Genomic DNA, 26,655 nt, shown 5'->3' with positions numbered 1-26,655 from the left:
GAAAAATATTTGCGGATTCGTTCCGAATTGCGTATCTTTACCCGGTAACCAAGCTAATCAAATTAAGATGAAACGATTTCTTGCCCTCTTGACAGCGCTCGCCTGCACGCTGTCGCCTGCAATCGCAGACAACCCGAAGGCCGACGCCAAAGCCGTCGTAACTTCGGGAAACGCCCGGTTTACGGTGCTCACACCGCAGTTGATCCGTATGGAGTGGAGTGCCGACGGACAATTCGAAGACCGTGCGACGCTGACGTTCGTCAATCGCGAGACTCCGGTTCCCGAATTCAAGGTCCGCGAAAGCAGATCGAAACTCACGATCACGACCCCGGCGCTGACGCTTACGTATCTTAAGAACGGCAAGTTCAGCGACAAAAACCTGAAAGCCGTATTCACGCTCAACGGCAAGGAGGTGGTCTGGACTCCCGGCATGGAAAATCCGCAGAACCTGCTGGGCACGACCCGCACGCTCGACGGCGCCGACGGTTCGAAACTCAAGGAGCCGATGGAGCAGGGCATCCTCTCCCGCGCGGGCTGGTCCCTGATCGACGATTCGCAGCGTCATGTGCTGACGCCCGACGGTTCCGAATGGGAAGAGTGGATCGAAGCGCGTCCCGAAGGCGACCGTCAGGACCTCTACCTCTTCGCCTACGGACACGACTACAAACAGGCGCTGGCCGACTACGCGCTCGTCGCCGGCCGCGCGCCGATGCCTCCGAAATATACGCTGGGCTACTGGTGGAGCCGCTACTGGCAGTATTCGGACAACGAATTCGTCGATCTGGTGAACAAACTCAAGTCGATGGACGTGCCGATCGACGTGCTGATCGTCGATATGGACTGGCACGAGACATGGGGCCTGCGCAAGAGCAATTCGCCGAAGGACGAATACGGACAGCGCATCGGCTGGACGGGCTACACGTGGCAGAAGGAGCTGTTCCCCTCGCCCGCGAACTTCCTCAAGTGGACCGAGAACGAAGAGCTGAAGGTGGCGCTCAACCTCCATCCCGCTTCAGGTATCCAACCTTACGAAGCTGTATACGATGACTTTACCAAGGAATACGGATGGTCTGAGAAAGGCAAGAGCGTACCGTTCAAAATCGACGAACGGAAATGGGCCGAGGCCTATTTCAAAACCGTACTCGAACCGATGGAACGCGACGGCGTGGACTTCTGGTGGCTCGACTGGCAGCAGTGGAAAGAGTCGAAATACACCCCCGGACTGTCGAACACCTTCTGGCTCAACCACACCTTCTTCAACCATGCGGAGCGTCAGAACCCCGGACTGCGCCCCTTCATCTACCACCGCTGGGGCGGGCTGGGCAGCCACCGCTATCCGCTGGCATTTTCGGGCGACACCTACGCCACATGGCCCATGCTCGCCTACCTGCCCTACTTCACGGCTACGGCTTCGAACGTCAACTACGGCTGGTGGGGCCACGACATCGGCGGCCACATGTTCCACAAGACGCAGAAGGCGACCGACCCGGAACTTTACACGCGCTGGCTGCAATACGGCGTGTTCACTCCGATCTTCAAAACCCATTCGACCAAAGACCCGCGCATCGAACGCTGCATCTGGTGCTTCCCCGACCATATGTTCCTCATGCGCGACGCCATCCGCCTGCGCTACACGCTGGCACCCTATATTTATAATGCGGCCCGCGAGAATTACGACACGGGCGTCGGCATGTGCCGCCCGATGTACTACGACTATCCCGAATCGGACAAGGCGTACGAGACGTCCGAACAGTTCATGTTCGGCAACGACATTCTCGCCACGACCATCACCCAGCCGGTGGACAGCATAACGGGTCTGGCCCCCCGCACGATCTGGTTCCCCGAAGGGGCGTGGTTCGACTGCGCGACCGGCTCGATGTACGAAGGCGGCCGCACCGAAGAGTTGCACTACACGCTGGCGGAGAATCCCCATTACGCAAAAGCAGGTTCGATCATTCCGATGAACCCGGCTACGGTGAAGAACCTCCAGCAGCCGTGCGATACGCTGGTGCTGACCTTCATTCCGGGCGGCGACGGGCAGCTGCGCCACTACGAGGACGACGGCATGAGCCAGCAGTACAAGACGAACTACGCGGTGACAACAGTCAGCAAAAAGCAGGAGGGCAACACGGTGCGCGTACGCATTTCGCCCCGCGAGGGTTCGTTTGCGGGCGCGTCCGACAGCCGCAGCTACGAGCTGCGCTTCCCGGCCGTCTTCCCGCCCAAGTCTGTAAAGGTCAACGGCAAAGAACTGGCCTACTCGCGCTTTCCGAAGGCCGGGGAGTGGACCTACGACGGCTACACGCTCGCACCGGTGATCTACACGGGCACGACGGCCTGCGACGCTCCGGTGGAGATCGAACTCGCGTTCGACGACTATGCGACGGCGCATCAGGCCGACCTGTACGGCATGAGCGGCGTCTTCAAACGCTGTCTCGACCTGACCGTCGAATTCAAGACCGAGCAGGGCGCCCACAGCGAACCCTACCTGATGCTGCCCGAAGAGTACCTGCGCGTTTCGCAGTGCCCCAACTTCATCCTCGAAGAGCCGTTCCGCATCGCCGAATTCATCGGAGCCTATGCGAAGAACAAGGCCGCACTGTTCGAAAAGACCGATTCCATGACCATTATCGGCGACAACTTCAAGCAGCGCTTGAAGGCCGTGATCGGCAGCGTGAAATAACCGGACGACATACCGCAACAAAAATCCCCGCGAAGCAAGTTCACGGGGATTTTTGTTTTCCGAGGTATTACATGCTCCGGACTCATCCCGGGTCCGAATTAATCCCGGATTATTTTTTCAGGCTTTGTCGCTCCGGCCCGGCTTCCAGCTCTTGCGCATCCGGCATTCGATGCCCGGCGTCGCGCCGTGCGCCATCGTCTCGACAAGATCGTCCCACGCCTCCGCTACCCAGCCGACCCGCTCACGGCAGTGTTTCAGCACCTCGACGGCCCAGATCCGCACCGCGACCTTCGTGCCGGGATCGGCGGCCCACTGCGCCGCCGTCTCGGCGATCCGCTCCAGCGAAGAGGAATCGGGCGTATAACGTCCCAGCAGGTCGGCCATGATCTTTGCGAAATGGCGCTGCGCGCTCCGGTCCGTACAAGCGGGGAAGTCCCTGTCGCAGAACGCTCCGGCGAAGGGCATGAACGCATCGGGAGCGGCGAAATAGATCTTTTCGAGCACATAGGCGCTCCGGAAAGCCGCTTTGTGTCTCGCAGGCTTCGGCAGGTTAGCATACGGCGAGGTCGCCACCCGATAAAGCAGCTCCACCGCCCCCGCATCGCGCACCCGCCGGGCCACCGTATCTGCGAAGTCCGAATAGAACCGCTCCGAAAGACTCTTTACCAGTTCCGCTTCGGTCATATGTCGGCAACGGAACTAAAACAGACTTTTCTTCGAGGTCGTGACGACGAAATCCTTCAGGTAAAAAGGTTCGAAGTAAGCGATATCCTCCGTACGGCCTTCGTCGAGCGCCTGCTGGGCCAGCCGCGCAAGACCGCGGGCCGAAGGGGCCACCTCGACGAACTCGGCGCCGGCAAGCACCTCGGCGCATTTGCGGGCGCCGCTGCCGAAAATCACGAACGGACGGCCCTGCTCCCGGAATTCCCGGAAGCTGCCGGCATCGATCACCTCGGCCGTAACCTCGTTCTGCGGACGGCCCTCCGCATCGAAGACCTGCGCATAAACCTCCATGCGGCGGGCATCGACCATCGGGCAGAGCAGCGCACGGTCCCAGTCGGAAACAGAAAGAATACCCGCTTCGTAATCTTCGCGGGCAACCTCCGTCAGCGCGTCGAGCGATCCCACGGCGATCAGCGGCTTCTGCAATCCGTAACACAATCCCTTGGCGAACGACACGCCGATGCGCAGTCCCGTATAGGAGCCGGGACCTTTGCCGACCGCCACGGCGTCCAGCTCGTCGGGCGCAATACCCGTCTCGCGCAGAAGCTCATCGACAAATACGCCGACCTTGCGGGCATGATCGCGCCCCTCGTCGCTCTCGCGCAGCGAAAGCAACTCCCCGTCTTTCGCAATACCGACCGAACAGATGTCCGTGCCGGTCTCGATACAAAGAATAAGACTCATATGATTTTGTAATTTACCTCACCAACTTCCGTTCCCGCCGGCGCATGCGCCGCCCCGTCAAATCACCCCCAGATGCGCCAACGCCTTTGCGATACCGTCGTCATCGACCGAAGCGGTCACGTAGTCGGCGGCGTTCAGCGCCTCGTCGCAGGCGTTGCCCATCGCCACGCCTACTCCTGCGGCACGCAGCATCGCCACGTCGTTGCCGCCGTCGCCGAACGCCGCGACCTCGGCCGCCGAGAAGCCGTAACTGCGCATAAACTCCTCCATTCCGGTCGCCTTGTCGATGCCGGCGACATTGACATCGGCGAAAATCGGGCACCAGCGGCTCGCCACGAGTGTCGGCAGCTCGGCCATGACCCGCCGCTGGGTCTCCGCGTCGAAATAGAAGCAGAGCTGACAGCATTCGACCCGGCCGAAAAGCTCGCGCAGGTCGGTCTGTTCGGGCACCGGATGCGCCACCATATGCGCGACCCGCTTGACGTCGGGCGTCACGCGATTGACGAAAACGCCCTCCTCCAGTTCCAGCCCCATTGCAAAGTCCTGCTCCTCGGAGAGCGCCAAAGCGCGTTCGAAATCGGCCCGCGGAATCGGATGCAGGCTGACGACACGCCCGTCGTTGGCCACACAACGGGCGCCGTTGAGCGACACCACGCCGTCGTAAGGAATTCCTTCGAGCGGTCCGAGATCGTTCGCGGCGCGCCCCGTGGCGATAAAGAGCCGTACGCCGCGCTCATGCGCCTGCGTCAATGCCCGGCGCGCCGAAGCGGGAATTTCATGCGTACTGAAACTGATCAGCGTCCCGTCCACATCCAGAAAAATCGCCCGTATCATCGTCTGTAGTTTTTCATCGCCTTGTCGATCTCCCGCTTGGCGTCGTTTTCCTTCAGGTATTCGCGTTTGTCGTAGGTTTTGCGGCCGCGGGCAAGTCCTATGACGATCTTCACCAGCCCGCGCTCGTTGAGAAACATGCGCAGGCCCACGATCGTAAGGCCCTTGTCCTGTCCGGCGCGCTGGAGTTTGTCCAGTTCGCGGCGGTTGAGCAGCAGCTTGCGGTCGCGGCGCGGCGTGTGGTTGTTGCAGGTGCCCCACGCGTACTCGGCGATATTGACGCCGCGGATCCAAAGCTCGCCGCGGTCGAAATAGCAGAACGAATCGGTCAGCGAAGCCCGGCCCGCACGGATCGACTTGATCTCGGTGCCGACCAATACGACGCCCGCAACGTACTCTTCCAGAATCTCATAGTCGAACGTCGCGCGCTTGTTGCGGATATTTATATTTTTCTGTTCACTCATATACTCGGAAACGGCACAATAATTGCCCATTTATTCGCAGGGGTGGGAATCGGTCAAGGTAACTAATTCTTTTATCTTTGATATGTTTTACACATCTTTCTGTTTATTTTCTGTTTGCACACGGTATGCGTAGTGATACGTGTACGACCCGATACCCGCCCCTTTTTTCGTTAAAAATTCAAAACACCACATATATTATTCCGGCGGCTACAAGATCAGCCGCTGCAATTTCCTTGCAATAGTCACCTTCACCTTGTTGAAGCCGGCCAGCCGCTGGATCACCTCGTTCTGCTGCTCCTCGGTCAGGCTCTCGTCGGCAAGTTTGGCCTGCCACTCCTTGATATAGCCCTCGATCACCTTCGACTTGTAGAGCGTCACGGCCTTCGGCACACCCACGGCCAGCATCTCGGCATCGGTGTCGATATGAATCTCCTTGCGCCGCCACAACTCGCTGGGAACGTAATTGTCGTCCGACGTAAGGATGTCCACCGACACGTTGCACACCTCCGGATCGGGGTGGTTCAGAAAAAAGTGCGCCGGCACCTCCGCTCCGGTGCCGAGCAGCTTCCACTGCTCCCGGTAGGTCGCCAGAATCTTGTCGTACAGCGGGTTGCTGAACGACAGTCCGTCGCTGTCAAGTTCCATGAAGATCACCTCGGCGACGTTGCACGCCACCATCGTACGCCCCTCTTTGAAGTCGAACGAGCAGTGGCCGTACTTCAGCAGGTATTTCACCAGTTCGCGTTCGAGCGCCTCGACGCTGCTGCCGGCCTGCACCTGCTTCACAAACTCGACCTCCGGCTCCCGCACTTCGGCGCGCCGCTGGGCCGTCTGACGGCGGACGAATTCGTCCGTCTCGCGGTCCCCTGTGGTGGACATGCGCTTGCGGGCCACCTCCGAGATGAGGATGTTCTCGTCGATGTCCATGATGCGGGCGCACTCCTTGATATAAACCGACCGCTGGATCGGATCGGGAATCTGCGCGATCGACTGCACCATGTCGCCGATAAGGGCCGCCTTCTTGATCGGGTCGCCCTCGGCGTCCTGCAGCAGCAGTCTGGCCTTGAAGGCAAGGAAATCCTGCTCGTTGGCACGGATATACTCCTGCAGCTCGGCGGCCGTATGCGTCCGGGCGAAGGAGTCGGGGTCTTCGGGTTCGGGCAGCAGCACCACACGCACGTTCATGCCCTCCTTGAGGATCATGTCGATACCGCGCAGCGAAGCGTGGATACCCGCCGAGTCGCCGTCGTAAATGACGGTGATATTCTTCGTAAAGCGGTTCAGCAGGCGTATCTGCTCGGTCGTAAGCGAAGTGCCGGACGAAGCGACGACGTTTTCGACACCGGCCTGATGCATCGAAATCACGTCGGTATATCCTTCGACCATGATGGCGAAGTCGAGCTGCTGGATTGCCTTTTTGGCGAAATAAAGTCCGTAAAGCTCCCGCTTTTTGCTGTATATCTCGCTTTCGGGGGAATTCTGGTACTTAGCGACCGTCTTGTCGGTACGCAGCGTACGGCCGCCGAAAGCGACGATGCGGCCCGAAATATTGTGGACCGGAAAGATCACGCGGTCGCGGAAACGGTCGTAGAGCGATCCGTCACTCTCGCGCTGGAGCGAAAGTCCCGTCGCAACCAGAAACTCCTTCTTATACCCCGCCGCCAGTGCGTCTTTCGACATCCGGTCGCCTTTGGCCGGACAGAAACCGAGACCGAACTTCTTGATCGTGGCGTCGGCCATGCCGCGCTTCTGGCGGAAATAGGTCATGCCCACGCTCATGCCTTCGGTCTCGTGGTGGAGGTAATCGGCGAAGTAGTCGGCAGCCCAGCCGTTGAGCGCAAACATGCTTTCGCGGTCGTCGTTGCGGCGCACCTCCTCGTCGGTCATCTCCTTCTCCTTGACCTCGATGCCGTAGCGCTTGGCCACCATCTTCAGGGCTTCGGGATAGGTGATGTTCTCGTGCTCCATCAGGAAAGTGACGGCGTTGCCGCCTTTGCCGCAGCCGAAGCACTTGTAGACGCCCTTCGAGGGCGAGACGACGAACGAAGGGGTCTTCTCGTTATGGAACGGACAGCAGGCCTGATAGTTCACGCCCTTGCGTTTGAGCGTGACGTATTCGCCGATAATATCCACGATATTGGCGGCGGCGTAAATGCGGTCTACTGTTTCCCTGTCAATCATACCTGCAAAGATAGGAATAATTCGGGAAAAGGAGCGGAAGAGCGGGCCCCTCGGCGCAAAATTCCCGTAAAAAGGCGACGGCGCCGCACCCGGCCCGAATACGGGTATTTTAAACGAGTATTCGCTCAGGCCGCAATTTATTTCGGATTTTATCGTTATTTTTGTCCTATGGATTTCAAACTCGTATCGGATTACGCCCCGATGGGCGACCAGCCGGAAGCGATCGAACAGCTCGTCGGCTCGATCCGCCACGGCTCCAAACACAACACCCTGCTGGGCGTCACCGGTTCGGGAAAGACCTTCACCGTGGCCAACGTCGTCGCGCAGCTGAACCGGCCGACGCTGGTCCTGAGCCACAACAAGACCCTCGCGGCGCAGCTTTACGGCGAATTCAGGAACTTCTTTCCCGAAAACGCCGTGGAGTATTTCGTCTCCTACTACGATTACTACCAGCCGGAGGCCTACCTGCCTTCGACGGACACCTATATCGAAAAAGACCTTTCGATCAATGCCGAGATCGAGAAACTGCGTCTGCGCACCGTCGCCACGCTGTTGTCGGGGCGCCGCGACGTGATCGTCGTGTCGAGCGTGTCGTGTCTCTACGGCGCGGGCAATCCCGCGGATTTCCACGCCACGGCGATCGACATCAAGGTCGGACAGATCGTCAGCTACAAGCACTTCCTCTACAAGCTGGTAGAAGCGCTCTACACCCGCACCGAGCGGGAGCTGGAGCCTGCGACGTTCCGCGTGAACGGCGACACGGTGGACATCATGGCGGCGTTCGGAGAGTTCGGCAGCCAGTGTTTCCGCGTGATGTTCTACGACAACGAGATCGAAGCCATCCAGACCATCGACCCCGTGACGGGACAACGCATCCATTCGCTCGACAACCTGACGCTCTACCCCACGAGTCTCTTCGTAACCACGAAGGAGCGCATCAACGGCGCCGTACAGCAGATATACCTCGACCTCGGCCGGCAGATCGAATTCTTCGAGCGGGCCGGGCGGCCGATGGAGGCCCAGCGCATCAAACAGCGCGTGGAATACGACATCGAAATGATCAAGGAGCTGGGCTACTGCCCCGGCATCGAGAATTACTCGCGCTACTTCGACGGCCGCAGCGAGGGCACGCGTCCGTTCTGCCTGATCGACTACTTCCCGAAAGACTACCTGCTGGTCGTGGACGAGAGCCACGTGACCATCCCGCAGGTGCACGCCATGTTCGGCGGCGACCGCGCGCGCAAGGAGAACCTCGTGGAGTACGGGTTCCGGCTCCCGGCGGCCAAGGACAACCGTCCGGTGACCTTCGCCGAGTTCGAACAGCTGCAGGGCACGTCGATCTACGTCAGCGCGACGCCCGCGGATTACGAGCTGATGAAGAGCGAAGGCGTGATCGTCGAGCAGCTGATCCGCCCCACGGGGCTGGTCGATCCGCCGCTCGAAGTGCGCGTAACGATGAACCAGATCGACGACCTGCTGGAAGAGATCGACAAGCGGGTGAAGAACGACGACAAGGTGCTCGTGACGACCATCACCAAGCGGATGGCCGAGGAGCTGTCCAAATATTTCGACCGCGTGGGGGTGCGCAACCGCTACATCCACTCGGACGTGGATACGCTGGAGCGCATACAGATTCTGGAGGACCTGCGGGCCGGCATGTTCGACGTGCTGGTGGGCGTGAACCTGCTGCGCGAAGGTCTGGACCTGCCCGAAGTGGCATTGGTGGCGATCCTCGACGCCGACAAGGAGGGATTCCTGCGCAACGTGCGTTCGCTGACGCAGATAGCGGGCCGTGCCGCGCGCCATTCGCAGGGCAACGTGATCCTCTATGCCGACACCTGCACCGATTCGATGCGCTACGCCATCGAGCAGAGCAACCGCCGCCGCGAGAAGCAGGTGCGCTACAACATGGAGCACGGCATGCTGCCGCGCCGCGCACAGCGAAGCGGTTCGGGACAGAGCACGCTGCTGACCACGCGGACCGACGTACCGGAAATCGCGGCGGTCTACCCCATCGCCGAGGATCATTACATGGCTGCGGCGGACGTGCAGAAAACTTATGCCGCGAGCGAAAACCTCGATGCGCTGATCGTCAAGGCGCGCGAAGACATGGAGCGTGCGGCCAAGTCGCTCGACTTCCTCGCCGCGGCGAAATTCCGCGACCGGATGTACGAACTGCAAAAACTCAGGGAAGAGACCGGAAACGGGAGCTCCCGCAAAACAGCACGGCACGAAACGCTGTAAAATCACCATTCTCAAAACGACGATTCACGAAGACCTTGCCCGCGAATATGCCGCGCCGGGATTTACGAAGCGACCGAGCCGTCGGAGACTCTACACGGCAGGAGACCGTCAGACCTCCGCATGACGGAAGGTAAAGTATTTGGCGGCCAGATAGCTGTAGATCATCGTGACGAAAGTCGCCAGCATCTGCGACGGCGTGGCCCACAATCCGCAGAACTCCACGAAAAATTTCAACCCGGCATAATTCACGACCACCGAGCCGCCGATCGACAGCAGGTAACGGAACAACTGCGTCCCGGTCGGCAGCGGCGAGTGGCGGAATGTCACATAGCGGTTCAGCCAGAACCCGGTGAAGAACGTAAAGGGAAAGATCAGCAGCATCGTCGCGACATACGCAGAGACAACCACGAAACCGAGGTCCAGCTGCTCCTTGTCGAGGACGAAATTATAAACCAGAAAGTAGCACACCCAGCTGAACACCACGTTCGCACCGCCGCAGACGATATAACGGAACGTCTGCCGCGGCAGGATCGCCGCGACGGGCTTGCGGTAGAACCAGTCGATGAAACGGATTATCAGCTCGGAAATGCGCATCAACGGGCGGTATAGGTCCAAAGGCCCGGAAACCGGTCGCTGTAATTGCGGACGAAGAGCGCACATGCCTCCGTATCGGCCGATTCGAACGGCGAAACCATGAATTTCGTCCCGAAACGGTAGATTCCGCAGCGCACCGAAGGATCCTTTTCCGCCGCCGCATCGACGGCGCGGGCCGCATTTTCGGGCGTACTGAACACTCCCAGCACGACATAACGGCGGCCCGAAACAAGCGATGCGGGCGCATCAGCCGTCCCTGCGGAACGGGTTTCGGGGCGTTTCGCCGGGGCAATATCCTTCTGCCCGGCAGGAGCGTTCCCCTGACCGCCGACCGACGAGGCGGCAGTACCGGCATTCGCACCGGACGCAGCGGGTTCCGATCGCATTTCGGCGTTCGTCCCCGATGCAGTGTCGGCCGTCGTGCCCGCGGCCTTTGCGGCGTCCGCACTGGACGCAGATGCCGCCGATCCGGTCGTCGCACCGGAATCCGAAGCAGCCGGAATCGCGGCCGGACTGTCAGCCGTCGCCGCGCCGGCGTTTGTATCCGGTCCCGGAATACCGGTTGTCTGCGCGATCTCCTCCGGGCCTTCGTCATAGAGCTTCAGGAACTCATATCCCCCGAAACTGAGGGCGACCAGAATCGCCGCAATGCCGATCCACAAGGCCCAGTCGAACTTGCGGGCGGGTTTGATCCGCACCGGCTCACGCCCCTGCGGATTGAGTCGCCTGTCGAACGCCGCATCGGGCGTAAAATGTTTGAGTTTGAGCACGCCGACGCCCTCGATCGTCAGCACGCCGTTTTCGAGCGTGCGGGCCAGCCAGCGGTCGTATACATCCTGCGCTTCGGCGGCGTCGCACTGCACGGCGCCGGAGATTTCAGCGACCAGCGACACGCCCCGCTCCTGCGAGGTAAACGACACGGCCCGGCTCGGCGGCAACACGCTCCGCCGCGAAATGCGCCGCGCGCCGCGGCGTTCCGTATAGAGCGATCCCACACCCGGCAGGAACACCTCTCCGCCCCCGGCGAGCAGGTCGCCTACGAGACGGTTGATCTCGTTTACCATCGGATAATTACTCATTTTTTCTTCTTTTTGGCAGTTGCAGCCGGGGATTTCGGCACAACCGGAACCACATCCGGCTGCGTCGCGCCCCGGTAAATCATATAGATACCCAGCAAAATGAACGGAATGCTCAGCCACTGTCCCATGTCGAGCAGCCATCCCTGTTCGAACGCCTCCTGTTCGGTCTTGATGAACTCGATGAAGAAGCGCGTCAGGAAGATGCCGATCAGTCCGATGCCGAACAGAATGCCCGGACGGCGGCGGGCCATGTCTTTCGCATAATAGAGCCAGCAGAGCAAACCGAACGTCGCCAGATAGCAGAGCGCTTCGTAAATCTGGGTCGGATGCACCGCCGCAGGAGCGAACTCGTTCACCCATTTGGCCGAGCGGACGAACTCGAAACCCCACGGCAGGGTCGTCGCCATGCCGAAGATCTCCGAATTGAAAAGATTGCCCAGACGCACGACTGCGCCGCCGATACCCACCGCGATCATAATGCGGTCCAGCGACCAGATGTAAGGCAGCTTGTTCTTACGCGAGAAGAGCCAGAGACCGATCAACAGGCCGATGGCGGCGCCGTGGCTGGCCATGCCGCCGTCGCGAAAGCCCGTGATGATGGTCCACGGCTTGCTCAGGTACTCCATCGGATCGTAGAACAGGCAGTGCCCCAGACGTGCGCCGATGATCGTCGCCAGCGTACCATATATAAATATAGACTCGGAGACTTTCGACGGAAGTCCCTCGCGTTTGCAGAAATTATCGAAGAATTTGGCGCCGATCAGGATTGCCAGCGCCCACATCAGGCCGTAATAACGGATGTCGAGCGACCCGATGGAAAAAAACACCGGATTGAAATCCCAGACGATGCTTAGCGGTTGTATCATATTACTTGGAATGGGTTCTATGGATTTCTGCCGTTATTTGATGTCCTGCAGATTTACTTTCTTGAGCGTGAACGAGAAAGTGCTTCCCACGCCCAGTTCGCTGCGGACGGTGATACGCTCGCCGTGCGCCTCGACGATATGTTTCACGATGGCCAGACCGAGTCCCGTGCCGCCCTGCTCGCGCGAACGGCCCTTGTCCGTGCGGTAGAAACGTTCGAAAACGCGCGGCAGGTCCTCCTTGCCGATGCCCGAACCGTTGTCCTCGACTTCGATCAGGATTTTGTCGAGCATGTCGCGGAAATGGACGCGCGTCTGTCCGCCCTCCTTGCCGTAACGGATCGAATTGATGATCAGGTTTACCATCACCTGACCGATATAGTGCTTGTCGGCCAGCACCCAGAAAGGCGACGGCAGGTTTTCGGCCCCTTTGACCGAAATCTTGATCCCCTTTTTGTCGGCCTCCATCTCGGCCTGCTCGGCGATCTCCTTAGTCAGCGCAACGATGTCGAACCGCTCCATCTTCAGGCGGTTCATGTTGCTTTCGAGTTTGGAGATCGTATCGAGGTCGTTCACGATGTTGATCAAACGGTCGATGCTCTTTTCGGCCCGTTCGAGGTATTTGCGGTTGATCAGCTCGTCCTCCAGTCCGCCGTCCAGCAGCGTCGAGATATATCCCTGAATATTGAAGATCGGGGTTTTCAGCTCATGCGCCACATTGCCGAGGTACTGTTTGCGGAACTGCTCGGTCTCCTTCAGGCGGGCGATCTCCTTGTCGTTGGTATCGGCCCACGCCGTAAGCTCCTCGCCGATATTCTCGACGTGCTTGTCCTTCAGTTCGGAGAAAATCTCGTTGGTGTGCACGTCGCGCGAAAGGACGATCGAATAAATCGGCTTGAGCTTGTAGGCCACGTACTTGCGGATGATGAACAGCGCCACGAGAGCCATGACGACGAAAACGCCGGCGGCGGCGCAGAGCGTCATCCACCAGACCACATCGAGCAGGGTCGTCGTCACGGCGACGATGACCGCAGCGAGGAGTGCGACCAGAAGCGACGCCCCCTCCTTTGTTTTAATATACACCATAGCTACTTCGTATATTGTTGCATGAGACGGGCGATGTATTTGCCCACGATATCGAATTCGAGGTTTACGACCGAGCCGACTTCGATGCGGCAGAAGTTCGTATGCTCGAACGTATAGGGAATGATCGCCACGCGGAAGCTGGATTCCTTCGAATCGCAGACCGTCAGGCTCACGCCGTTCACCGTCACCGAGCCTTTCTCCACGGTGCAGAGACCGCCGCCCTGCGGTTGGTATTCGAAAGTGAAATACCAGCTGCCGTCGGCGTCTTCCTTCGCGGTGCAGACGGCCGTCTGATCGACGTGCCCCTGCACGATGTGGCCGTCGAGCAGCGCATCGGGTTTCATCGAGCGTTCGAGGTTCACCAGATCGCCCGTCTTCAGCAGGCCGAGGTTGCTTTTGTCGAGCGTCTCCTTCATCGCGGTAACGGTATAGGTGTCGTCGCGGATGTCCACAACTGTCAAACATACGCCGTTATGTGCTATGCTCTGATCGATTTTCAGCTCTTTGCAGAAGTCCGCGCGAAGCGTAAAATCCTTGTTCTGACGGTCGGTGCGGATCTCCACGACCTCCCCCATGCGTTCCACGATACCTGAAAACATACTTCTCAACTGTTAATTATCAACTTGCCTTTTACCTTGTAGACCGACTTTATGTCGCTGACATTCAGAATTATGTCGTCATAATTCTCTTTGTCTCCGGCCACCAGACGGAGTTTATCGTCCCCGTCGGAGAGCCGAACTATCCGCAAAGTTACAATTTTTCGGCTGACAATCACATATTCGCCCCCCGGAATAATCGCATCCGGGTCCACGGCTTTCAGCAGGACCACCGCACCGGGCGGCAGCGCGGGTCCCATGGCGCGTCCCATGTAGCACATCGCCAGATCGCACTGCCCGGCCTGCGGCACCATCAGGCTGCTCTCGGCTTCGAGGTGCGCGACATGGGCGACGGCCTGTTCGACATCCACATTATAAAAAGGTATCTGCACGCCGCGCAGCTTTTCGTCGGAGAACATCTGTCCTTCGCCCGTCAGCAGCCACAACTTGTCCACCTGAGGAAATTTAGAGACGATTCGGTCGGCGACATCGAGTGATATGCCGTTGTTGCCACGTTTGATCTGATAAAGGTTTTCCCCGCGGGCCAACCCGATATAACGCGCAAAATAGTTGGTCGACATGTTCGCCCACTTGATTACGGCCTCGATTCTTTGCCAATTATTCTGCTTTTCTCGCATTTTTTTAGCAATAATTAAAAAAAAATTTGCATCTTTGCACTCCCGGTCCCGTAGTTCAATGGATAGAATATAAGATTCCGGTTCTTACGATATGGGTTCGATTCCCGTCGGGACTACAAAGCACAAGTGCAGAGATTCAAGCACTTGTGTTTTTTTGTTCAACTCCAGTCACAATCTATTATTCAACAAAAATAATAACAAATTTCCATTAGACAATAGAAAATAGCACAATTAAGCTTTTTAATAACATATTCGGACACGACCGAAAAAAGTCCGCGCAACAGAAGATACGGACTTTTCCGGTCGTATTTCGTGCCTGAAAGGCACTGCAAAAGCCTGTTTCAGAGGGATTGTCAGAAGGAAAGACGCACGCCCAGCCGCAAGGTAAGCGACAGCGGCGAGTCGGTACGCGAGGTCCGCAGATCGGTTTCCGTGAAATAATAGGAGACTTCAGGCTCGAAATAAAGCCCGACAAGCCCGCCCAGATCGTACTGCGCGCCCGCGGCGCCCAGCACGGACCATTGCACGCCCGGCTCGTCCATCGCCCTCGAACCGAATTTCGCGGAGACGCACTTCTCGATCATACCGCCGGCGCCTGCATACAGCGAGAAGCGCCCCGTATCCAGAAACTGCCAGTTCATACGCAGCGGCACGCCGATAAAATGGAGTTTCTGACTGATGTCCTGCCGGCTGGACTTCATGCGGACATCGGCCCAGAGCAACGTGTAATTGACGCCGCTTTCGAGCGACAGACCGTGCGCGAATTCCTTGCGCACCGAGAGTCCGAAACTGAGCGGCTGGTGATGTTTGAAGGAATAATCGTCGTAATTGTATTTCAGCTGGGCCATCGTGCCGGCGCCGCCGCCTACCGGAGCGTCGGACATCATCATGCCGGGGCCGGGCCCCGCCGACACGGTTCCCCCGCCCGTCACGCTGCCTGCCGCAAAGAGCGACACGGAAGTCCGCCTGCGGGATTTCGGCTGCTCGAAGGCGATCTGGTCGCCGTAATAAGAAGTGGTGCTCGGATAGGTCCTCGCCGATGCAGCGTTTTCTTTTGGAGCCGTCCGTTCCTGCACGCCGGAAGTCTCTGCGGCGGCCTGTTTCTGCGCGATCGTTTCTTCCGACCGCAAAGTTGCGGCAGCTTCATTCTCCGGAACGGGTTGCGGCCGGGAGTCCGTCACATCAACCGCCACGACCGCCGGCGCAGCGTTCCGCGCAACGGCAGTCGCAGGATACGCCGCCCGCACCGCCTGCCGGGCTTGGGCCTCTCGGCCCGGAAGCGACTCGGCCCGCACCGCCTCCTGCGACGGCACGACGGCCCGAAGCGACTCTTCGAGCGTTCCGATCCCCCCGGCCGGATATGTCCGATTGTCCGCGGCGGAACTGCCGCCGTCTGTTGCCGATGCGATAACAAACCCTTTATCCCCCAAACTACGATTTTCATGCAGCAGCAGTTCCCCGCCTCCGACAAAAATCAGCACGGCAGCAGCAGCGGCAGCAATCCGCGGCCAATATCTGCGCAATACGGAAATCCGGGGCGCCGGAGTTTTCAGCTCCCGCTCCAGACGCGCCCATCCGTCGGCCGGGGGTGTTACCTCGGCGTCCCGGAGCGCGCTCCGCATTACATCTGTCCAGTCTTTATTTTGTTTCATAATCTAATGTGTCTCCATATACGCCGCAATCCTGCGGGCCAGCAGCGTCCGCGCCCGGAACAACTGCGACGAGGAACTTTTTTCGTTGATCCCCAGCATCTGCGCGATATCGCGGTGCGAATACCCCTCGATGCAGTAAAGGTTGAACACCGTACGGTAACCGTCGGGCAGCTCGCCCACGAACTCCATCAGCACGTCGCGCGGAATACGCGCCACCTCCGACGGATCGGGTTCGGGAACGTCGGGAAGCGCCCGGCCTTCGTCGAGCGTCCTGAAGTTGAGCTTATTCCGATTCCGGAGCCATTCGAGCGCCACATTCACCGCTATACGCTCTATCCATGCGCGCAGCGAACCGGGTCCGCGGTAGGAGAATCGGTCGAAAGCCCCGTATATCTTCAGGAACGCATCGTGCATGAGGTCCTCGGCGGTAGCCCGGTCGCCCGAATAACGGAGACAGACGGCCAGCAAACGGGCTGCATAGCGGTCGTACAGCTCACGCCGGGCCGTATCTTCCCCCTCTCTGCACCCCTCGGCCAGTATCTGTTCCTCCATTTCCATATTTGCGTTCACTCTTATAAATGGTATAAAGACCAAAAGACTGCACGGGATCAAAAAAAATTTTAATCCACATGCAGTATTATCCTCCAGAATACGTTTACTGACATGAAAGATAATACAAAAATAGTATAAAAATATGAAAAGATTCGGATTTATCACGCTTGCGGTCCTGACCGCAGTATTCTTCTCCTCCTGCAACGATTCGGACGGAGATTACGCGAGCAGCTGGGCATTCGCCTCGGCAGAGACGCTCAGCAACGACTACTACTTCGTGCTGGACGACGACAAAACCGTCTATCCGAGCGACAAATCGCGCGTAGCCGGCTACAAGCCCGAAGACGACCAGCGCGTCATCATCTTCTTCAACCTGCTGAAAACGGGAGTCGAAGGGTACGATTACAACATCGCGCTTTACGACGTGAGGAACATCTACACGGGAGAGACCAGAATCGTGACCACGCAGGAAGAGGTGGAGGAACTGCCCGACGCGCAAACCAGCTATTTCGGCAGCAGCATGAACGCCAACTGGCTCAACGTGGGAATCGGATTCAACGCTTCGGACCTCTCGAAGCATAAATTCCTGCTCGTGCGCAACGACTTCACGCAGATCGACCCCGACAACAAGAAAGAGGGATACCTCAACCTCGAACTGCGTCACGACGCCGGAACCGACACCAGCGGAGGATACAACTACGACGACCGTTACGTCTCGTTCAAACTGGATCAGTTCAAGGAGGACCTCGAAGGCATGAGCGGTGTCATCCTGCGCATGAACACCCGTCAGAACGGCGTAATATATCTTCAGATCAACATGTCGAAGGAGAAGTAGCCACTCCCGAAACATGATCGCTCCGGCCCGCAGAATCTGCGGGCCGGATTTTTTTGTCTTGCCGCGAAAACCCCGCAACACTCCATCCTTTCAGGCCAAAACCGGGCCTTCCGGCGCGCCGCAAATAAATTTGTTTTTAGCCGCGGCATATGCTATCTTTGCATCATGTCTATCGTACGCAACACCGAGAGCGATCTCGAATTCGAAAACAAGATCCGCCCGCAGGAGTTGGAAACCTTCTCCGGGCAGGATAAAATCGTCGATAATCTCCGCATCTTCATCAAGGCGGCGCTCATGCGCGGCGACTCGCTCGACCACGTACTGCTGCACGGCCCTCCGGGACTGGGAAAAACGACCCTCGCCAACATCATCTCCAACGAGATGAACGCGCAGCTGCGCGTCACGTCGGGTCCCGTATTGGACAAGCCGGGCGATCTGGCGGGGCTGCTCACGAGTCTCAATCCGGGCGACGTGCTCTTCATCGACGAAATCCACCGGCTCAGTCCGATCGTCGAGGAGTATCTCTACTCGGCCATGGAGGATTACAAAATCGACATCGTACTCGACAAAGGCCCTTCGGCGCGTTCGATCCAAATCGAGCTGGCGCCCTTCACGCTCATAGGCGCCACCACGCGCAGCGGCCTGCTGACCTCGCCCCTGCGGGCGCGCTTCGGCATCCAATGTCATCTGGAATATTACGACGCTCCGGTGCTGGCCGGCATCGTCAAACGTTCGGCGCGCATTCTGGACGTCTCGATCGACGACGACGCGGCGCACGAGGTGGCGCTCCGCTCGCGCGGCACGCCCCGAATCGCCAACGCGCTACTGCGCCGGGTGCGCGACTTCGCCATGGTCAAGGGCGAAGGGCACATCGACCTCGAAATCACGCAGATCGGACTCGCGGCGCTCAACATAGACTCGCGCGGACTCGATCAGATGGACAACAAGATTCTCGGAACGATCATCGAAAAGTTCGGCGGCGGTCCCGTAGGACTGAACACCATCGCCACCGCCGTCGGCGAGGACGCCGGAACGATCGAGGAGGTTTACGAGCCGTTCCTGATCAAGGAAGGCTTCCTCAAACGCACGCCCCGCGGCCGCGAAGCCACCGAACTGGCGTACCGCCACATGGGATTCACTCCGCCCGGCGGAAGCGACACCCTGCTGTTCTGACCCGTCCGCCCGCCTAACCCTCAAAAATCCCATAGCATGCGCCATTTCTCCGCTTCACTGCAGGCCTTCGCCGCCGGAGCACTGTTTCTCACGACAGGCTGCGCCCCCTCGGTTTACACGAGCATTCAAAAGAGCTATCCGGCCCGCATCGAAGGTTCGACTGTGCTGGTTTACGACATGGCGGACTCGCTGCCGGAACCGGCCGAAGTCTTGGGCAGCGTCACGGTCAAGGACAGCGGATTTTCGGTCAACTGCAATTATGCGAAGGTCATGCAGCGGGCCAAGGACGAAACGAACAAAATCGGCGGCAACGGGCTTCATTTGTTCTGGCACAAGGAGCCGTCGGTGCTGGGCAGCTCGTGCCACCGCATCGCGGCCCATATGCTTCTCCTTCCCGACTCGGTCTACACGGCTTCCTATTTCGACAACGTAGCGGCCCAGAACGCCCGGCTGGCGGCATACGGTCTCATACCGGCAGACGGAACAGTTGCGCCGGGGAGGGAGACGCCCAAGGCGGCAAACAACAACACGCTGACATTCAATGCAGGATACGCCTTTATCACCAGTGACTTCTACCTTCCGGCAGGAGTCTCAGGCAATCCCAAGCAGGGACTCGACATCAACGCCGCCTATCAATGGACATCGCGTATCGGAATCGGTTTCGGACTGCGCTATTCGGGGTATTTCACATCGGTCATGAGCGAAGGGGCGAAATTAAAGGTCCGCCTGCACTACTTCGCCCCGGAATTCGTACTGCGGCAGGAGGCAGGCCGCAACCGCAGATGGGCCTTCCACGAGTCGGTCGGCTTGGGATACGCGCGTTATACGGAGCAAATGGGAAGTCTGTCAGGCGGTATCGGCGGACTGGGCTTCCATGTCGAGGTCGGCTTTGAATACAAATTGGCGCAAAACGTCGGAATCGGAGCCAGCGTCGGAACTTACGGCACACGGTTCAGTTCGATGGACGACGCGGTGTCGCAATACAACGACGACCAGAAAGGCGGCATTTCGCGCATCAGCCTCAACGGCGGCCTGCGTTTTTATTTTTAGCGGCAAGTCCCATTAGGGGACGTAGCATAAAACAGATGCGACTATGAATCAACGATCATCTCTGTCTTCACGAATCTGCGGCACGGCGGCGCTCGTCCTGCTGACCTGCGGCGCCGCGCGGCTCCATGCGGCCGCCCCCGCAACGGCCGCATCCCGCACGGACATATCTGCGGCGGCTTGCACGCCGGCGGAAGAGCGGGGCCGGACAACGGAAGAGCAGGTGCGAACGGCGGAAACCCCGGCCCGAACTACAGAAGAGCAGGTGCGAACAACGGAAGACCCAGCCCGGACGGCGGAAGAGCCGCTCAGAACGGCGCCGTCGGACGACCGGAGCAAACGCGCCCGGCATCTCGCCCCGCGGGGCCGTTCGCAGCACACGTTCTTCGCCAACGCCGGGTACACGGCGATCCTCTCCACGATCTACCTCCGCGAAAGTTCTTCCGGTTCGCTGAACGAAGGACTGGAGATCACCGCGGGATACAACTGGACATCGCGCCGGGGTTTGGGCGTCGGCGTCGTCTATTCGGGCGGGTTCATCTCGGCCCGGCGCGGAGGTTTCGAACGCACCAGCCGCATTCATTACATCGCCCCCGAATTCGTCGCACGGCAGCGCGTCGGACGCAGGTGGCTCTTCCGCGAAAACGCGGGTATCGGCTACGGCCGTTACATCCGCAGCTACGCCGGCCTGACTGGCAGCAGGGGCGGCGTAGGAATTCACGAGTCGGTATCGGCCGAATTCATGCTGACGCGCTTCCTCGGACTGGGGGTCACCGTCGGCGGGCAGTGGCTGATCGTCGATTCGCCCGACGTGGACGACGGGGCCGAGCTGAACTTGGCCGGCATCTTCCGGGTTCAGCTGGGCGGAGGCATCCGGTTCTATTTTTAATGCCGGCCGGGCGCAATAATTGCAGGTTATTTAACGTTTTGTCTTTTAGACGCAAACAAAACAGTTAGGATAATGAGCAAAGGTAACAAAATGGATCAGGCGGCGCTTCGCTATCATAGTGAGGGCCGTCCGGGGAAGATAGCGGTCGTACCGACGAAGCCCTATCACACGCAGCATGACTTGTCACTGGCCTATTCGCCCGGCGTCGCAGCCCCGTGCCGCGCCATCGAGGCCAATCCCGACGACGTGTATCGCTACACCAACAAAGGCAATCTGATAGCAGTCATTTCGAACGGCACCGCCGTCCTCGGACTGGGTAATATCGGCGCTCTGGCAGGCAAGCCCGTGATGGAAGGCAAAAGCATGTTGTTCAAGACATTCGCAGACATCGACGCTTTCGACATCGAAGTCGATGAGACCGACCCCGAAGCGTTCATCCGCACGGTCAAGGCCATCGCCCCGACCTTCGGCGGCATCAACCTCGAAGACATCAAGGCTCCGGAGTGCTTCGAAATCGACCGCAGGCTGAGTGAAGAGCTGGACATCCCCGTGATGCACGACGACCAGCACGGCACGGCCGTGATTTCGACGGCCGCGCTGCTCAATGCGGCGAAAATCGCCGGCAAAGCGCTCGACAAACTCCGCGTCGTAGTGAACGGCGCCGGTGCGGCGGCCATCGCCTGCGCGCGGCTCTTCATCGCCGTGGGCGTCCGCCGCGAAAACATGATTTTCTGCGACAGTCAGGGCGTGGTCACCACCTACCGCACGGACATCAACGAGATAAAACGCGAATTCGCCACCACCCGCCGCATCACCACCCTCGCCGAAGCCATACACGACGCCGACGTATTCCTCGGCGTATCCAAGGCCGACGTGCTGACCCCCGAAATGCTGCGCACGATGGCGACCAATCCGATCGTCATGGCGCTGGCCAATCCCGATCCGGAGATCGCCTACGACAAAGCCGTCGTTTCGCGTCCCGACATCATCTTTGCGACGGGCCGCTCGGACTACCCCAATCAGGTAAACAACGTGCTGGGCTTCCCCTACATTTTCCGCGGGGCGCTCGACGTACGGGCCACGAAGATCAACGAAGCGATGAAGCTCGCCGCGGCACGCGCCTTGGCCGAACTGGCGCAGGAGCCTGTACCGAGCATGGTACTGCGCGCCTATGCGCTGGGCAAACTGGAATTCGGCCGCGGCTACCTCATTCCCAAACCGCTCGACCCGCGTCTGCTCTGCACCGTGACACCCGCCGTGGCACGCGCCGCGATCGAATCGGGCGTAGCCCGGCAGCCCATCACGGACTGGGACGCCTACATCGAAAAGCTGAGGACCATGACCGAGATTTAACGATAAGTCGTATATAGAAAAGCCCCCGCCGTCGAGCGGGGTCTTTCTGTTTATGGATATGCGTCGTATGCCCTACGCAAAGAGCGCGGCGAAATCGGCAATCGGCATCGGGCGCACTTCGCAGTCGCCGATTCCCACGGGCAGCACGATGCGCAGCATGCCGTCCTCGCTCTTCTTGTCCTTGCCCACCTCTTTGAGCAGGCGTTTCACATCGACAGGCGGCGTGAGGTCGAAACCCAGCTTCTCCAGCACGTTCACGATCCGGTCGCGGTCGGCAGGCAGCAGAACGCCCAGCTTCACCGCGGCGTCGGCGATCAGGGCCGTGCCGACGGCCACCGCTTCGCCATGATTCATCCGGTTCGAGCACTTCTCGATGGCGTGGGCCAGCGTATGCCCCAAGTTGAGCTTGCGGCGGTCGCCCGTCTCGTGCTCGTCGCGTTCGACAATATCGGCCTTGACGCGGACCGCGGCGGAAATAGCGTCCGTAAGCAGGTCGGTATCGGCGCGCAGGGCCTCGAAAGAGACGTTTTCGATCCGGGTGAAAAGATCGGCGTCGGCGATGACGGCCGCCTTGACGACCTCGGCAAGCCCCGTGCGGAACTCCCGGTCGGAGAGCGTGCGCAGCATTTCGGGATCGCAGATCACGAAGCGCGGCTGTTTGAAGGTTCCGGCCATATTCTTGTACCCGTCCACATTCACGCCGTTCTTGCCGCCCACACTGGCGTCCACCTGCCCCAGCAAGGTGGTCGAGACGAATCCGAACGACAGTCCGCGCATGTAAGTCGCCGCGGCGAAACCCGCCACGTCGGTCACGATGCCGCCTCCGACGGCGAGCACGAACGTGGAGCGGTCCGCGCCCAGCTCGATAAAACGCCGGTAGATGGATTCCACGGTCTGCAGGGTCTTTATGCTTTCGCCCGCACCGATGAGCACCGTGTCGTACGGCGCCAGCAGCGGATGGTAAAGGCGGTCGATCGTAGCGTCGGAAACGACGATCACGCGCCCCTCAGGCAGCACCCCGGAGAGGATGTCGGCCGTGGGACCGATGTAAATCTCGCTTTGTTCCCGAACGTTGAAGGTGGGTTTCATGATCTTTAACTTTTTTAAGAAGCCAACAAATTTAGTACATTTTCCGGAGAAATTGTTACCTTTGCACCACAAAATCTATTCACATGCAAAAACTACGCAATATCGCAATTATTGCACACGTGGACCACGGCAAGACCACGCTCGTCGATAAAATGATCCTCGCCGGCAACATTCTGCGCGACAACGCCAAACAATCCGGAGAGCTGATCCTCGACAACAACGACCTTGAGCGTGAACGCGGAATCACGATTCTCTCGAAAAACGTCTCGGTAATTTACAAGGATTATAAGATCAACATCATCGACACTCCGGGCCACGCCGACTTCGGCGGCGAGGTGGAGCGCGTCCTGAACATGTGCGACGGCGTGCTGCTGCTGGTCGATGCGTTCGAAGGCACCATGCCCCAGACGCGCTTCGTATTGCAGAAAGCGCTGGCGCTGGGCAAGAAACCCATCGTCGTCGTGAACAAGGTCGATAAGCCCAACTGCCGCCCCGAAGTGGTGAACGAACAGGTTTTCGACCTTATGTTTTCGCTCGACGCCACCGAGGAGCAGCTCGACTACAAGACCATCTACGGCTCGGCCAAGCAGGGCTGGATGTCGCACAGGTGGAACGAGCCGACCGACTCGATCGTTCCGCTGCTCGACGCCATCATCGACGAGATTCCCGAACCGAAGATCGTCGAGGGAACGCCCCAGATGCTCATCACGTCGCTCGAATACTCCTCCTACACGGGCCGTATCGCCGTGGGCAAGGTGACGCGCGGCTCGCTCAAGGCGGGCCAGAACGTCACGCTGGCCAAGCGCGACGGCGTGACGATGCAGAAGACCAAGATCAAGGACCTGATGGTCTTCGAAGGTCTCGGCAAGAAGAAGGCGGACGAAGTTCCCTGCGGCGAAATCTGCGCCCTGATGGGCATCGAGGGATTCGAGATCGGCGACACTATCTGCGACTACGAGAATCCCGAACCGCTGCCCCCCATCGCCATCGACGAACCGACGATGTCGATGCTCTTCACGATCAACAACTCTCCCTTCTTCGGCAAGGACGGCAAATACGTCACCTCGCGCCACATCAAGGATCGTCTCGACCGCGAACTGGAGAAGAACCTCGCCCTGCGCGTGACTCCCGGCCCCTCGGCCGACAGTTTCAACGTCTTCGGCCGCGGCGTGCTGCACCTATCGGTGCTGATCGAAACCATGCGCCGCGAGGGTTACGAACTGCAGGTGGGCCAGCCCCGCGTAATCGTCAAGGAGATCGACGGCAAAAAATGCGAACCGATCGAGGAGCTGACCGTGGACTGCCCCGAAGAGTATTCGGGAACGGTCATCGAACTGGCGACCAAACGCAAAGGCACGCTGACGAACATGGCGTCGAACGGCGACCGCACGCGGCTGGAATTCAGCATCCCCTCGCGCGGCATCATCGGCCTGCGGTCGAACATGCTGACGGCGACGGCCGGCGAAGCCATCATGACCCACCGGCTGAAAGGCTTCGAACCGTGGGTCGGCGATATCGAGATGCGCGTCAACGGCTCGATCATTTCGGGCGAGACCGGCACGGCCTACGCCTACTCGATCGACAAGCTGCAGGACCGCGGACGCTTCTTCATCAGCCCGATGGAGCAGGTGTACGAAGGTCAGGTGATCGGCGAACACACGCGCCAGAACGACATCACGGTAAACGTCACCAAAGCCAAGCAGCTGACCAACATGCGCGCGTCGGGTTCGGACGAGAAGACCTCGATCGCCCCGCCCAAGATCTTCTCGCTCGAAGAGGCGCTCGAATACATTCAGGCCGACGAATACGTCGAAGTAACGCCCCATTCGATGCGTCTGCGCAAGATTCTGCTGCACGAGGTGGACCGCAAACGGGCATCGAAATAAACTCCGGGATATGGACCACTTCACCCTTTCGCTGGCGGTAGGCGCCGTGGCCGGAGCGCTCGACGTGATTCCGATGATTTTCCAGAATTTGTCGGCACGGTCGTGTTTCTCGGCGTTCTTCATCTACTTCTTCGCCGCGGTCATCGTCTTCTACAGCGACCTGCCCTACCTGCCGTGGTGGGCCGACGGCATGGCCGTCACGCTGATGCTGATGATTCCGGTGCTGTTCACCTTTTCGGGCAAGGACCGCAAGGCGATCCCGGTCGTGGTGTTCAACGGCCTGCTGTTCGGGTTCCTGATCGGCGTGGCGGAACGCTATTTGGGGTAAAAGATGCAAAAAACGGACATATGTCCGTTTTTTTTCGTAATTCTGGAAGATTTTTATAACCACTTTATTAGCAAGCAGTTCTGAGGATAAGGTAAAAATGAGGTAATGATTTGGCAACCCTGTCTATTTCTACGTTCTGCTGTGAGTTGCTGTCAATGTCTCTCGTCTTGGTACAAAAGTAGCAATAAAAATCGGATACACATCAAAATGTCCCATGATTTTTATCACAGGACGTTTTTTATCTTCGCTGAATAATCCGGTTTAACCGTTACTTCTATTTTCGGCAAGTTGCGGGCTATGATTGCTGAAATTTATACTTTAATCCATACTCTTCCAACTTGCTATACAGCGTTGTACGTCCGATTCCGAGCAATTCGGCGGCAACCTTGCGGTTTCCGTTTGCCTGCTTCAACGCGCGTAAGATGCGTTCCTTGTCCTCCGCATCGTTTCGCAAGGCGAAGCTGACAGGTGAGGTCGGTTTCGTTACGGCAAGTTCCAGATGCTCTTTCATGACAACTCCCGTCTGTGCCTGCAACACCGCGCCCATTATCTTCTGCCGAAGCTCACGGACATTACCCGGCCACGGATGGGTCAGCAATGTCTTACGGGCTTCCGCATCGAACCCAGTCACGCTACATTCCAATTCATTGTTGGCAATCTCACGGAAGAACTCCGCCAACGGCATGATGTCCTCCTGACAGTCACGCAAGGGCGGAACAGTTATCTCGAAGTCGTGCAAACGGTACAGCAAATCCTGTCGGAAACGTTTTTCAATGACCGCTTTCTCCAGATCCTCGTTGGTGGCGGCGATGATGCGGACATTGAAGCTCTTGTCCGTCTTGTCACCTATAGGGCGGTATCTCCGTTCCTGTATGGCACGGAGTAACATCTGCTGGGTTTCCAATGCGAGATTGCCTACCTCATCCAAGAACAATGTGCCACCCTCTGCCTCATTGAAGTATCCTTTCTTTGTGCTGTCCGCACCCGTAAACGCGCCTTTGACATGTCCGAAGAATGCCGAGGGCGCAAGGTCTTTGGAGAGTGAACCGCAGTCCACAGGCACAAACGGTTTCCCTGCCCTTTTGCTCTTATCATGCAGATGGTGGGCGATATGCTCCTTGCCCGTGCCGTTCTCTCCGAATATCAGCACGCTCATATCAGTAGGGGCAACTAATCTTATCTGTT

Annotated in this window: 24 protein-coding genes and 1 tRNA gene; 10 read left to right on the top strand and 15 right to left on the bottom strand. The window is 58.8% G+C overall.

The features are described from left to right. Positions 1-67 precede the first annotated feature (67 nt). A complete protein-coding gene (locus HMPREF9720_RS04105) occupies positions 68-2,683 on the top strand; it encodes a glycoside hydrolase family 31 protein (RefSeq protein ID WP_009596959.1) in 2,616 nt (871 codons plus the stop codon). 117 nt (positions 2,684-2,800) lie between these two features. Here HMPREF9720_RS04105 and HMPREF9720_RS04100 read toward each other — a convergent pair whose 3' ends face one another. From HMPREF9720_RS04100 to dnaG, 5 genes are all read right to left on the bottom strand, one after another. Continuing rightward, on the bottom strand, positions 2,801-3,367 hold the full coding sequence (locus HMPREF9720_RS04100; RefSeq protein ID WP_009596965.1) for a hypothetical protein: 567 nt from the start codon (positions 3,365-3,367) through the stop codon (positions 2,801-2,803). Positions 3,368-3,382: 15 nt separating this feature from the next. Continuing rightward, positions 3,383-4,090, bottom strand: coding sequence for a tRNA (adenosine(37)-N6)-threonylcarbamoyltransferase complex dimerization subunit type 1 TsaB (gene tsaB / locus HMPREF9720_RS04095; RefSeq protein WP_009596978.1), 708 nt, complete (start codon positions 4,088-4,090; stop codon positions 3,383-3,385). 57 nt (positions 4,091-4,147) lie between these two features. Further along, complete coding sequence (locus HMPREF9720_RS04090) at positions 4,148-4,924, bottom strand: Cof-type HAD-IIB family hydrolase (RefSeq protein ID WP_009596973.1); 777 nt, start codon at positions 4,922-4,924, stop codon at positions 4,148-4,150. Beyond that, positions 4,921-5,385: an SsrA-binding protein SmpB gene (smpB, locus tag HMPREF9720_RS04085; RefSeq protein WP_039939792.1), complete on the bottom strand. Its 465-nt coding sequence runs from the start codon at positions 5,383-5,385 to the stop codon at positions 4,921-4,923. The genes HMPREF9720_RS04090 and smpB overlap by 4 nt, the downstream gene beginning before the upstream one ends. Positions 5,386-5,592: 207 nt before the next feature. Then, positions 5,593-7,566, bottom strand: coding sequence for a DNA primase (dnaG, locus tag HMPREF9720_RS04080; RefSeq protein WP_009596976.1), 1,974 nt, complete (start codon positions 7,564-7,566; stop codon positions 5,593-5,595). A gap of 168 nt (positions 7,567-7,734) precedes the next feature. Between dnaG and uvrB the strand changes: the two genes are divergently transcribed. Then, entirely contained in the window at positions 7,735-9,810 is a 2,076-nt protein-coding gene (gene uvrB, locus HMPREF9720_RS04075; RefSeq protein ID WP_009596948.1) for an excinuclease ABC subunit UvrB, read from the top strand. Between the two features lie 108 nt (positions 9,811-9,918). On the opposite strand, the gene HMPREF9720_RS04070 is transcribed toward uvrB, so the two are convergent. From HMPREF9720_RS04070 to HMPREF9720_RS04045, 6 genes are read right to left on the bottom strand one after another with little or no spacing between them, the layout of a single operon-like run. Then, complete coding sequence (locus tag HMPREF9720_RS04070; protein WP_009596946.1) at positions 9,919-10,404, bottom strand: GtrA family protein; 486 nt, start codon at positions 10,402-10,404, stop codon at positions 9,919-9,921. Beyond that, complete coding sequence (locus HMPREF9720_RS04065) at positions 10,404-11,483, bottom strand: hypothetical protein (protein WP_009596953.1); 1,080 nt, start codon at positions 11,481-11,483, stop codon at positions 10,404-10,406. Before HMPREF9720_RS04065 ends, HMPREF9720_RS04070 begins: the two co-directional genes overlap by 1 nt. Further along, positions 11,480-12,349 (bottom strand): prolipoprotein diacylglyceryl transferase, encoded by an 870-nt coding sequence (gene lgt / locus HMPREF9720_RS04060; RefSeq protein ID WP_009596964.1) that lies wholly within the window; start codon positions 12,347-12,349, stop codon positions 11,480-11,482. Before lgt ends, HMPREF9720_RS04065 begins: the two co-directional genes overlap by 4 nt. A 33-nt stretch (positions 12,350-12,382) precedes the next feature. After that, positions 12,383-13,432, bottom strand: a complete 1,050-nt coding sequence (locus HMPREF9720_RS04055) for a sensor histidine kinase (protein WP_009596968.1) — start codon at positions 13,430-13,432, stop codon at positions 12,383-12,385. A gap of 2 nt (positions 13,433-13,434) precedes the next feature. Beyond that, positions 13,435-14,031, bottom strand: a complete 597-nt coding sequence (locus HMPREF9720_RS04050; RefSeq protein ID WP_009596983.1) for a riboflavin synthase — start codon at positions 14,029-14,031, stop codon at positions 13,435-13,437. A gap of 5 nt (positions 14,032-14,036) precedes the next feature. Continuing rightward, positions 14,037-14,666 carry a hypothetical protein gene (locus tag HMPREF9720_RS04045; protein WP_014776048.1) on the bottom strand — a complete coding sequence of 210 codons (630 nt, stop codon included), beginning with the start codon at positions 14,664-14,666 and terminating at the stop codon, positions 14,037-14,039. A 44-nt stretch (positions 14,667-14,710) separates the two neighbouring features. Between HMPREF9720_RS04045 and HMPREF9720_RS04040 the strand changes: the two genes are divergently transcribed. Next, a tRNA-Arg gene (locus HMPREF9720_RS04040) sits at positions 14,711-14,782 on the top strand. Between the two features lie 237 nt (positions 14,783-15,019). On the opposite strand, the gene HMPREF9720_RS04035 is transcribed toward HMPREF9720_RS04040, so the two are convergent. Both HMPREF9720_RS04035 and HMPREF9720_RS04030 read right to left on the bottom strand, forming a co-directional pair. Further along, positions 15,020-16,318 carry an outer membrane beta-barrel protein gene (locus tag HMPREF9720_RS04035; RefSeq protein WP_009596987.1) on the bottom strand — a complete coding sequence of 433 codons (1,299 nt, stop codon included), beginning with the start codon at positions 16,316-16,318 and terminating at the stop codon, positions 15,020-15,022. 3 nt (positions 16,319-16,321) lie between these two features. After that, positions 16,322-16,870 (bottom strand): RNA polymerase sigma factor, encoded by a 549-nt coding sequence (locus HMPREF9720_RS04030; protein ID WP_009596971.1) that lies wholly within the window; start codon positions 16,868-16,870, stop codon positions 16,322-16,324. Between the two features lie 142 nt (positions 16,871-17,012). Here HMPREF9720_RS04030 and HMPREF9720_RS04025 point away from each other — a divergent pair, with 142 nt between their 5' ends. The 5 genes from HMPREF9720_RS04025 (at position 17,013) to HMPREF9720_RS04005 (ending at position 22,167) form a co-directional block, all read left to right on the top strand. Beyond that, positions 17,013-17,705, top strand: coding sequence for a NigD1/NigD2 family lipoprotein (locus HMPREF9720_RS04025; protein WP_009596970.1), 693 nt, complete (start codon positions 17,013-17,015; stop codon positions 17,703-17,705). Between the two features lie 165 nt (positions 17,706-17,870). Next, positions 17,871-18,878, top strand: a complete 1,008-nt coding sequence (gene ruvB / locus HMPREF9720_RS04020) for a Holliday junction branch migration DNA helicase RuvB (protein ID WP_009596942.1) — start codon at positions 17,871-17,873, stop codon at positions 18,876-18,878. Positions 18,879-18,914: 36 nt separating this feature from the next. After that, the gene (locus tag HMPREF9720_RS04015) at positions 18,915-19,928 is read left to right on the top strand and encodes an outer membrane beta-barrel protein (protein WP_009596945.1); all 1,014 of its coding nucleotides are present in this window, start codon (positions 18,915-18,917) and stop codon (positions 19,926-19,928) included. Positions 19,929-19,971: 43 nt separating this feature from the next. After that, positions 19,972-20,814: a hypothetical protein gene (locus HMPREF9720_RS04010; RefSeq protein ID WP_009596963.1), complete on the top strand. Its 843-nt coding sequence runs from the start codon at positions 19,972-19,974 to the stop codon at positions 20,812-20,814. A 72-nt stretch (positions 20,815-20,886) separates the two neighbouring features. Then, a complete protein-coding gene (locus HMPREF9720_RS04005; protein ID WP_009596951.1) occupies positions 20,887-22,167 on the top strand; it encodes a malic enzyme-like NAD(P)-binding protein in 1,281 nt (426 codons plus the stop codon). 72 nt (positions 22,168-22,239) lie between these two features. Here HMPREF9720_RS04005 and aroB read toward each other — a convergent pair whose 3' ends face one another. After that, positions 22,240-23,256, bottom strand: a complete 1,017-nt coding sequence (gene aroB / locus HMPREF9720_RS04000) for a 3-dehydroquinate synthase (RefSeq protein WP_009596939.1) — start codon at positions 23,254-23,256, stop codon at positions 22,240-22,242. An 83-nt stretch (positions 23,257-23,339) separates the two neighbouring features. Between aroB and typA the strand changes: the two genes are divergently transcribed. Together typA and HMPREF9720_RS03990 are read left to right on the top strand one after the other, a co-directional pair. Beyond that, positions 23,340-25,142 carry a translational GTPase TypA gene (gene typA / locus HMPREF9720_RS03995; protein ID WP_009596982.1) on the top strand — a complete coding sequence of 601 codons (1,803 nt, stop codon included), beginning with the start codon at positions 23,340-23,342 and terminating at the stop codon, positions 25,140-25,142. A gap of 10 nt (positions 25,143-25,152) precedes the next feature. Then, complete coding sequence (locus HMPREF9720_RS03990; protein ID WP_009596943.1) at positions 25,153-25,470, top strand: hypothetical protein; 318 nt, start codon at positions 25,153-25,155, stop codon at positions 25,468-25,470. A gap of 295 nt (positions 25,471-25,765) precedes the next feature. Here the strand turns inward: HMPREF9720_RS03990 and HMPREF9720_RS03985 are convergent. Then, a partial coding sequence (locus HMPREF9720_RS03985) for a sigma 54-interacting transcriptional regulator (protein ID WP_009596950.1) occupies positions 25,766-26,655 on the bottom strand: 890 nt, incomplete at its 5' end.

The sequence above is a fragment of the Alistipes sp. HGB5 genome (assembly GCF_000183485.2).
Classification (GTDB): domain Bacteria; phylum Bacteroidota; class Bacteroidia; order Bacteroidales; family Rikenellaceae; genus Alistipes; species Alistipes finegoldii.
Note: the sequence above shows the minus strand (reverse complement) of the source record. Positions and strands in the feature narration are given on the sequence as shown.

Coding starts and splice junctions, on each gene's coding strand:
- HMPREF9720_RS04105 (WP_009596959.1), top strand. CDS start 68: ATGAAACGATTTCTTGCCCTCTTGACAGCGCTCGCCTGCACGCTGTCG.
- HMPREF9720_RS04100 (WP_009596965.1), bottom strand. CDS start 3,367: ATGACCGAAGCGGAACTGGTAAAGAGTCTTTCGGAGCGGTTCTATTCG.
- tsaB (WP_009596978.1), bottom strand. CDS start 4,090: ATGAGTCTTATTCTTTGTATCGAGACCGGCACGGACATCTGTTCGGTC.
- HMPREF9720_RS04090 (WP_009596973.1), bottom strand. CDS start 4,924: ATGATACGGGCGATTTTTCTGGATGTGGACGGGACGCTGATCAGTTTC.
- smpB (WP_039939792.1), bottom strand. CDS start 5,385: ATGAGTGAACAGAAAAATATAAATATCCGCAACAAGCGCGCGACGTTC.
- dnaG (WP_009596976.1), bottom strand. CDS start 7,566: ATGATTGACAGGGAAACAGTAGACCGCATTTACGCCGCCGCCAATATC.
- uvrB (WP_009596948.1), top strand. CDS start 7,735: ATGGATTTCAAACTCGTATCGGATTACGCCCCGATGGGCGACCAGCCG.
- HMPREF9720_RS04070 (WP_009596946.1), bottom strand. CDS start 10,404: ATGCGCATTTCCGAGCTGATAATCCGTTTCATCGACTGGTTCTACCGC.
- HMPREF9720_RS04065 (WP_009596953.1), bottom strand. CDS start 11,483: ATGAGTAATTATCCGATGGTAAACGAGATCAACCGTCTCGTAGGCGAC.
- lgt (WP_009596964.1), bottom strand. CDS start 12,349: ATGATACAACCGCTAAGCATCGTCTGGGATTTCAATCCGGTGTTTTTT.
- HMPREF9720_RS04055 (WP_009596968.1), bottom strand. CDS start 13,432: ATGGTGTATATTAAAACAAAGGAGGGGGCGTCGCTTCTGGTCGCACTC.
- HMPREF9720_RS04050 (WP_009596983.1), bottom strand. CDS start 14,031: ATGTTTTCAGGTATCGTGGAACGCATGGGGGAGGTCGTGGAGATCCGC.
- HMPREF9720_RS04045 (WP_014776048.1), bottom strand. CDS start 14,666: ATGCGAGAAAAGCAGAATAATTGGCAAAGAATCGAGGCCGTAATCAAG.
- HMPREF9720_RS04035 (WP_009596987.1), bottom strand. CDS start 16,318: ATGAAACAAAATAAAGACTGGACAGATGTAATGCGGAGCGCGCTCCGG.
- HMPREF9720_RS04030 (WP_009596971.1), bottom strand. CDS start 16,870: ATGGAGGAACAGATACTGGCCGAGGGGTGCAGAGAGGGGGAAGATACG.
- HMPREF9720_RS04025 (WP_009596970.1), top strand. CDS start 17,013: ATGAAAAGATTCGGATTTATCACGCTTGCGGTCCTGACCGCAGTATTC.
- ruvB (WP_009596942.1), top strand. CDS start 17,871: ATGTCTATCGTACGCAACACCGAGAGCGATCTCGAATTCGAAAACAAG.
- HMPREF9720_RS04015 (WP_009596945.1), top strand. CDS start 18,915: ATGCGCCATTTCTCCGCTTCACTGCAGGCCTTCGCCGCCGGAGCACTG.
- HMPREF9720_RS04010 (WP_009596963.1), top strand. CDS start 19,972: ATGAATCAACGATCATCTCTGTCTTCACGAATCTGCGGCACGGCGGCG.
- HMPREF9720_RS04005 (WP_009596951.1), top strand. CDS start 20,887: ATGAGCAAAGGTAACAAAATGGATCAGGCGGCGCTTCGCTATCATAGT.
- aroB (WP_009596939.1), bottom strand. CDS start 23,256: ATGAAACCCACCTTCAACGTTCGGGAACAAAGCGAGATTTACATCGGT.
- typA (WP_009596982.1), top strand. CDS start 23,340: ATGCAAAAACTACGCAATATCGCAATTATTGCACACGTGGACCACGGC.
- HMPREF9720_RS03990 (WP_009596943.1), top strand. CDS start 25,153: ATGGACCACTTCACCCTTTCGCTGGCGGTAGGCGCCGTGGCCGGAGCG.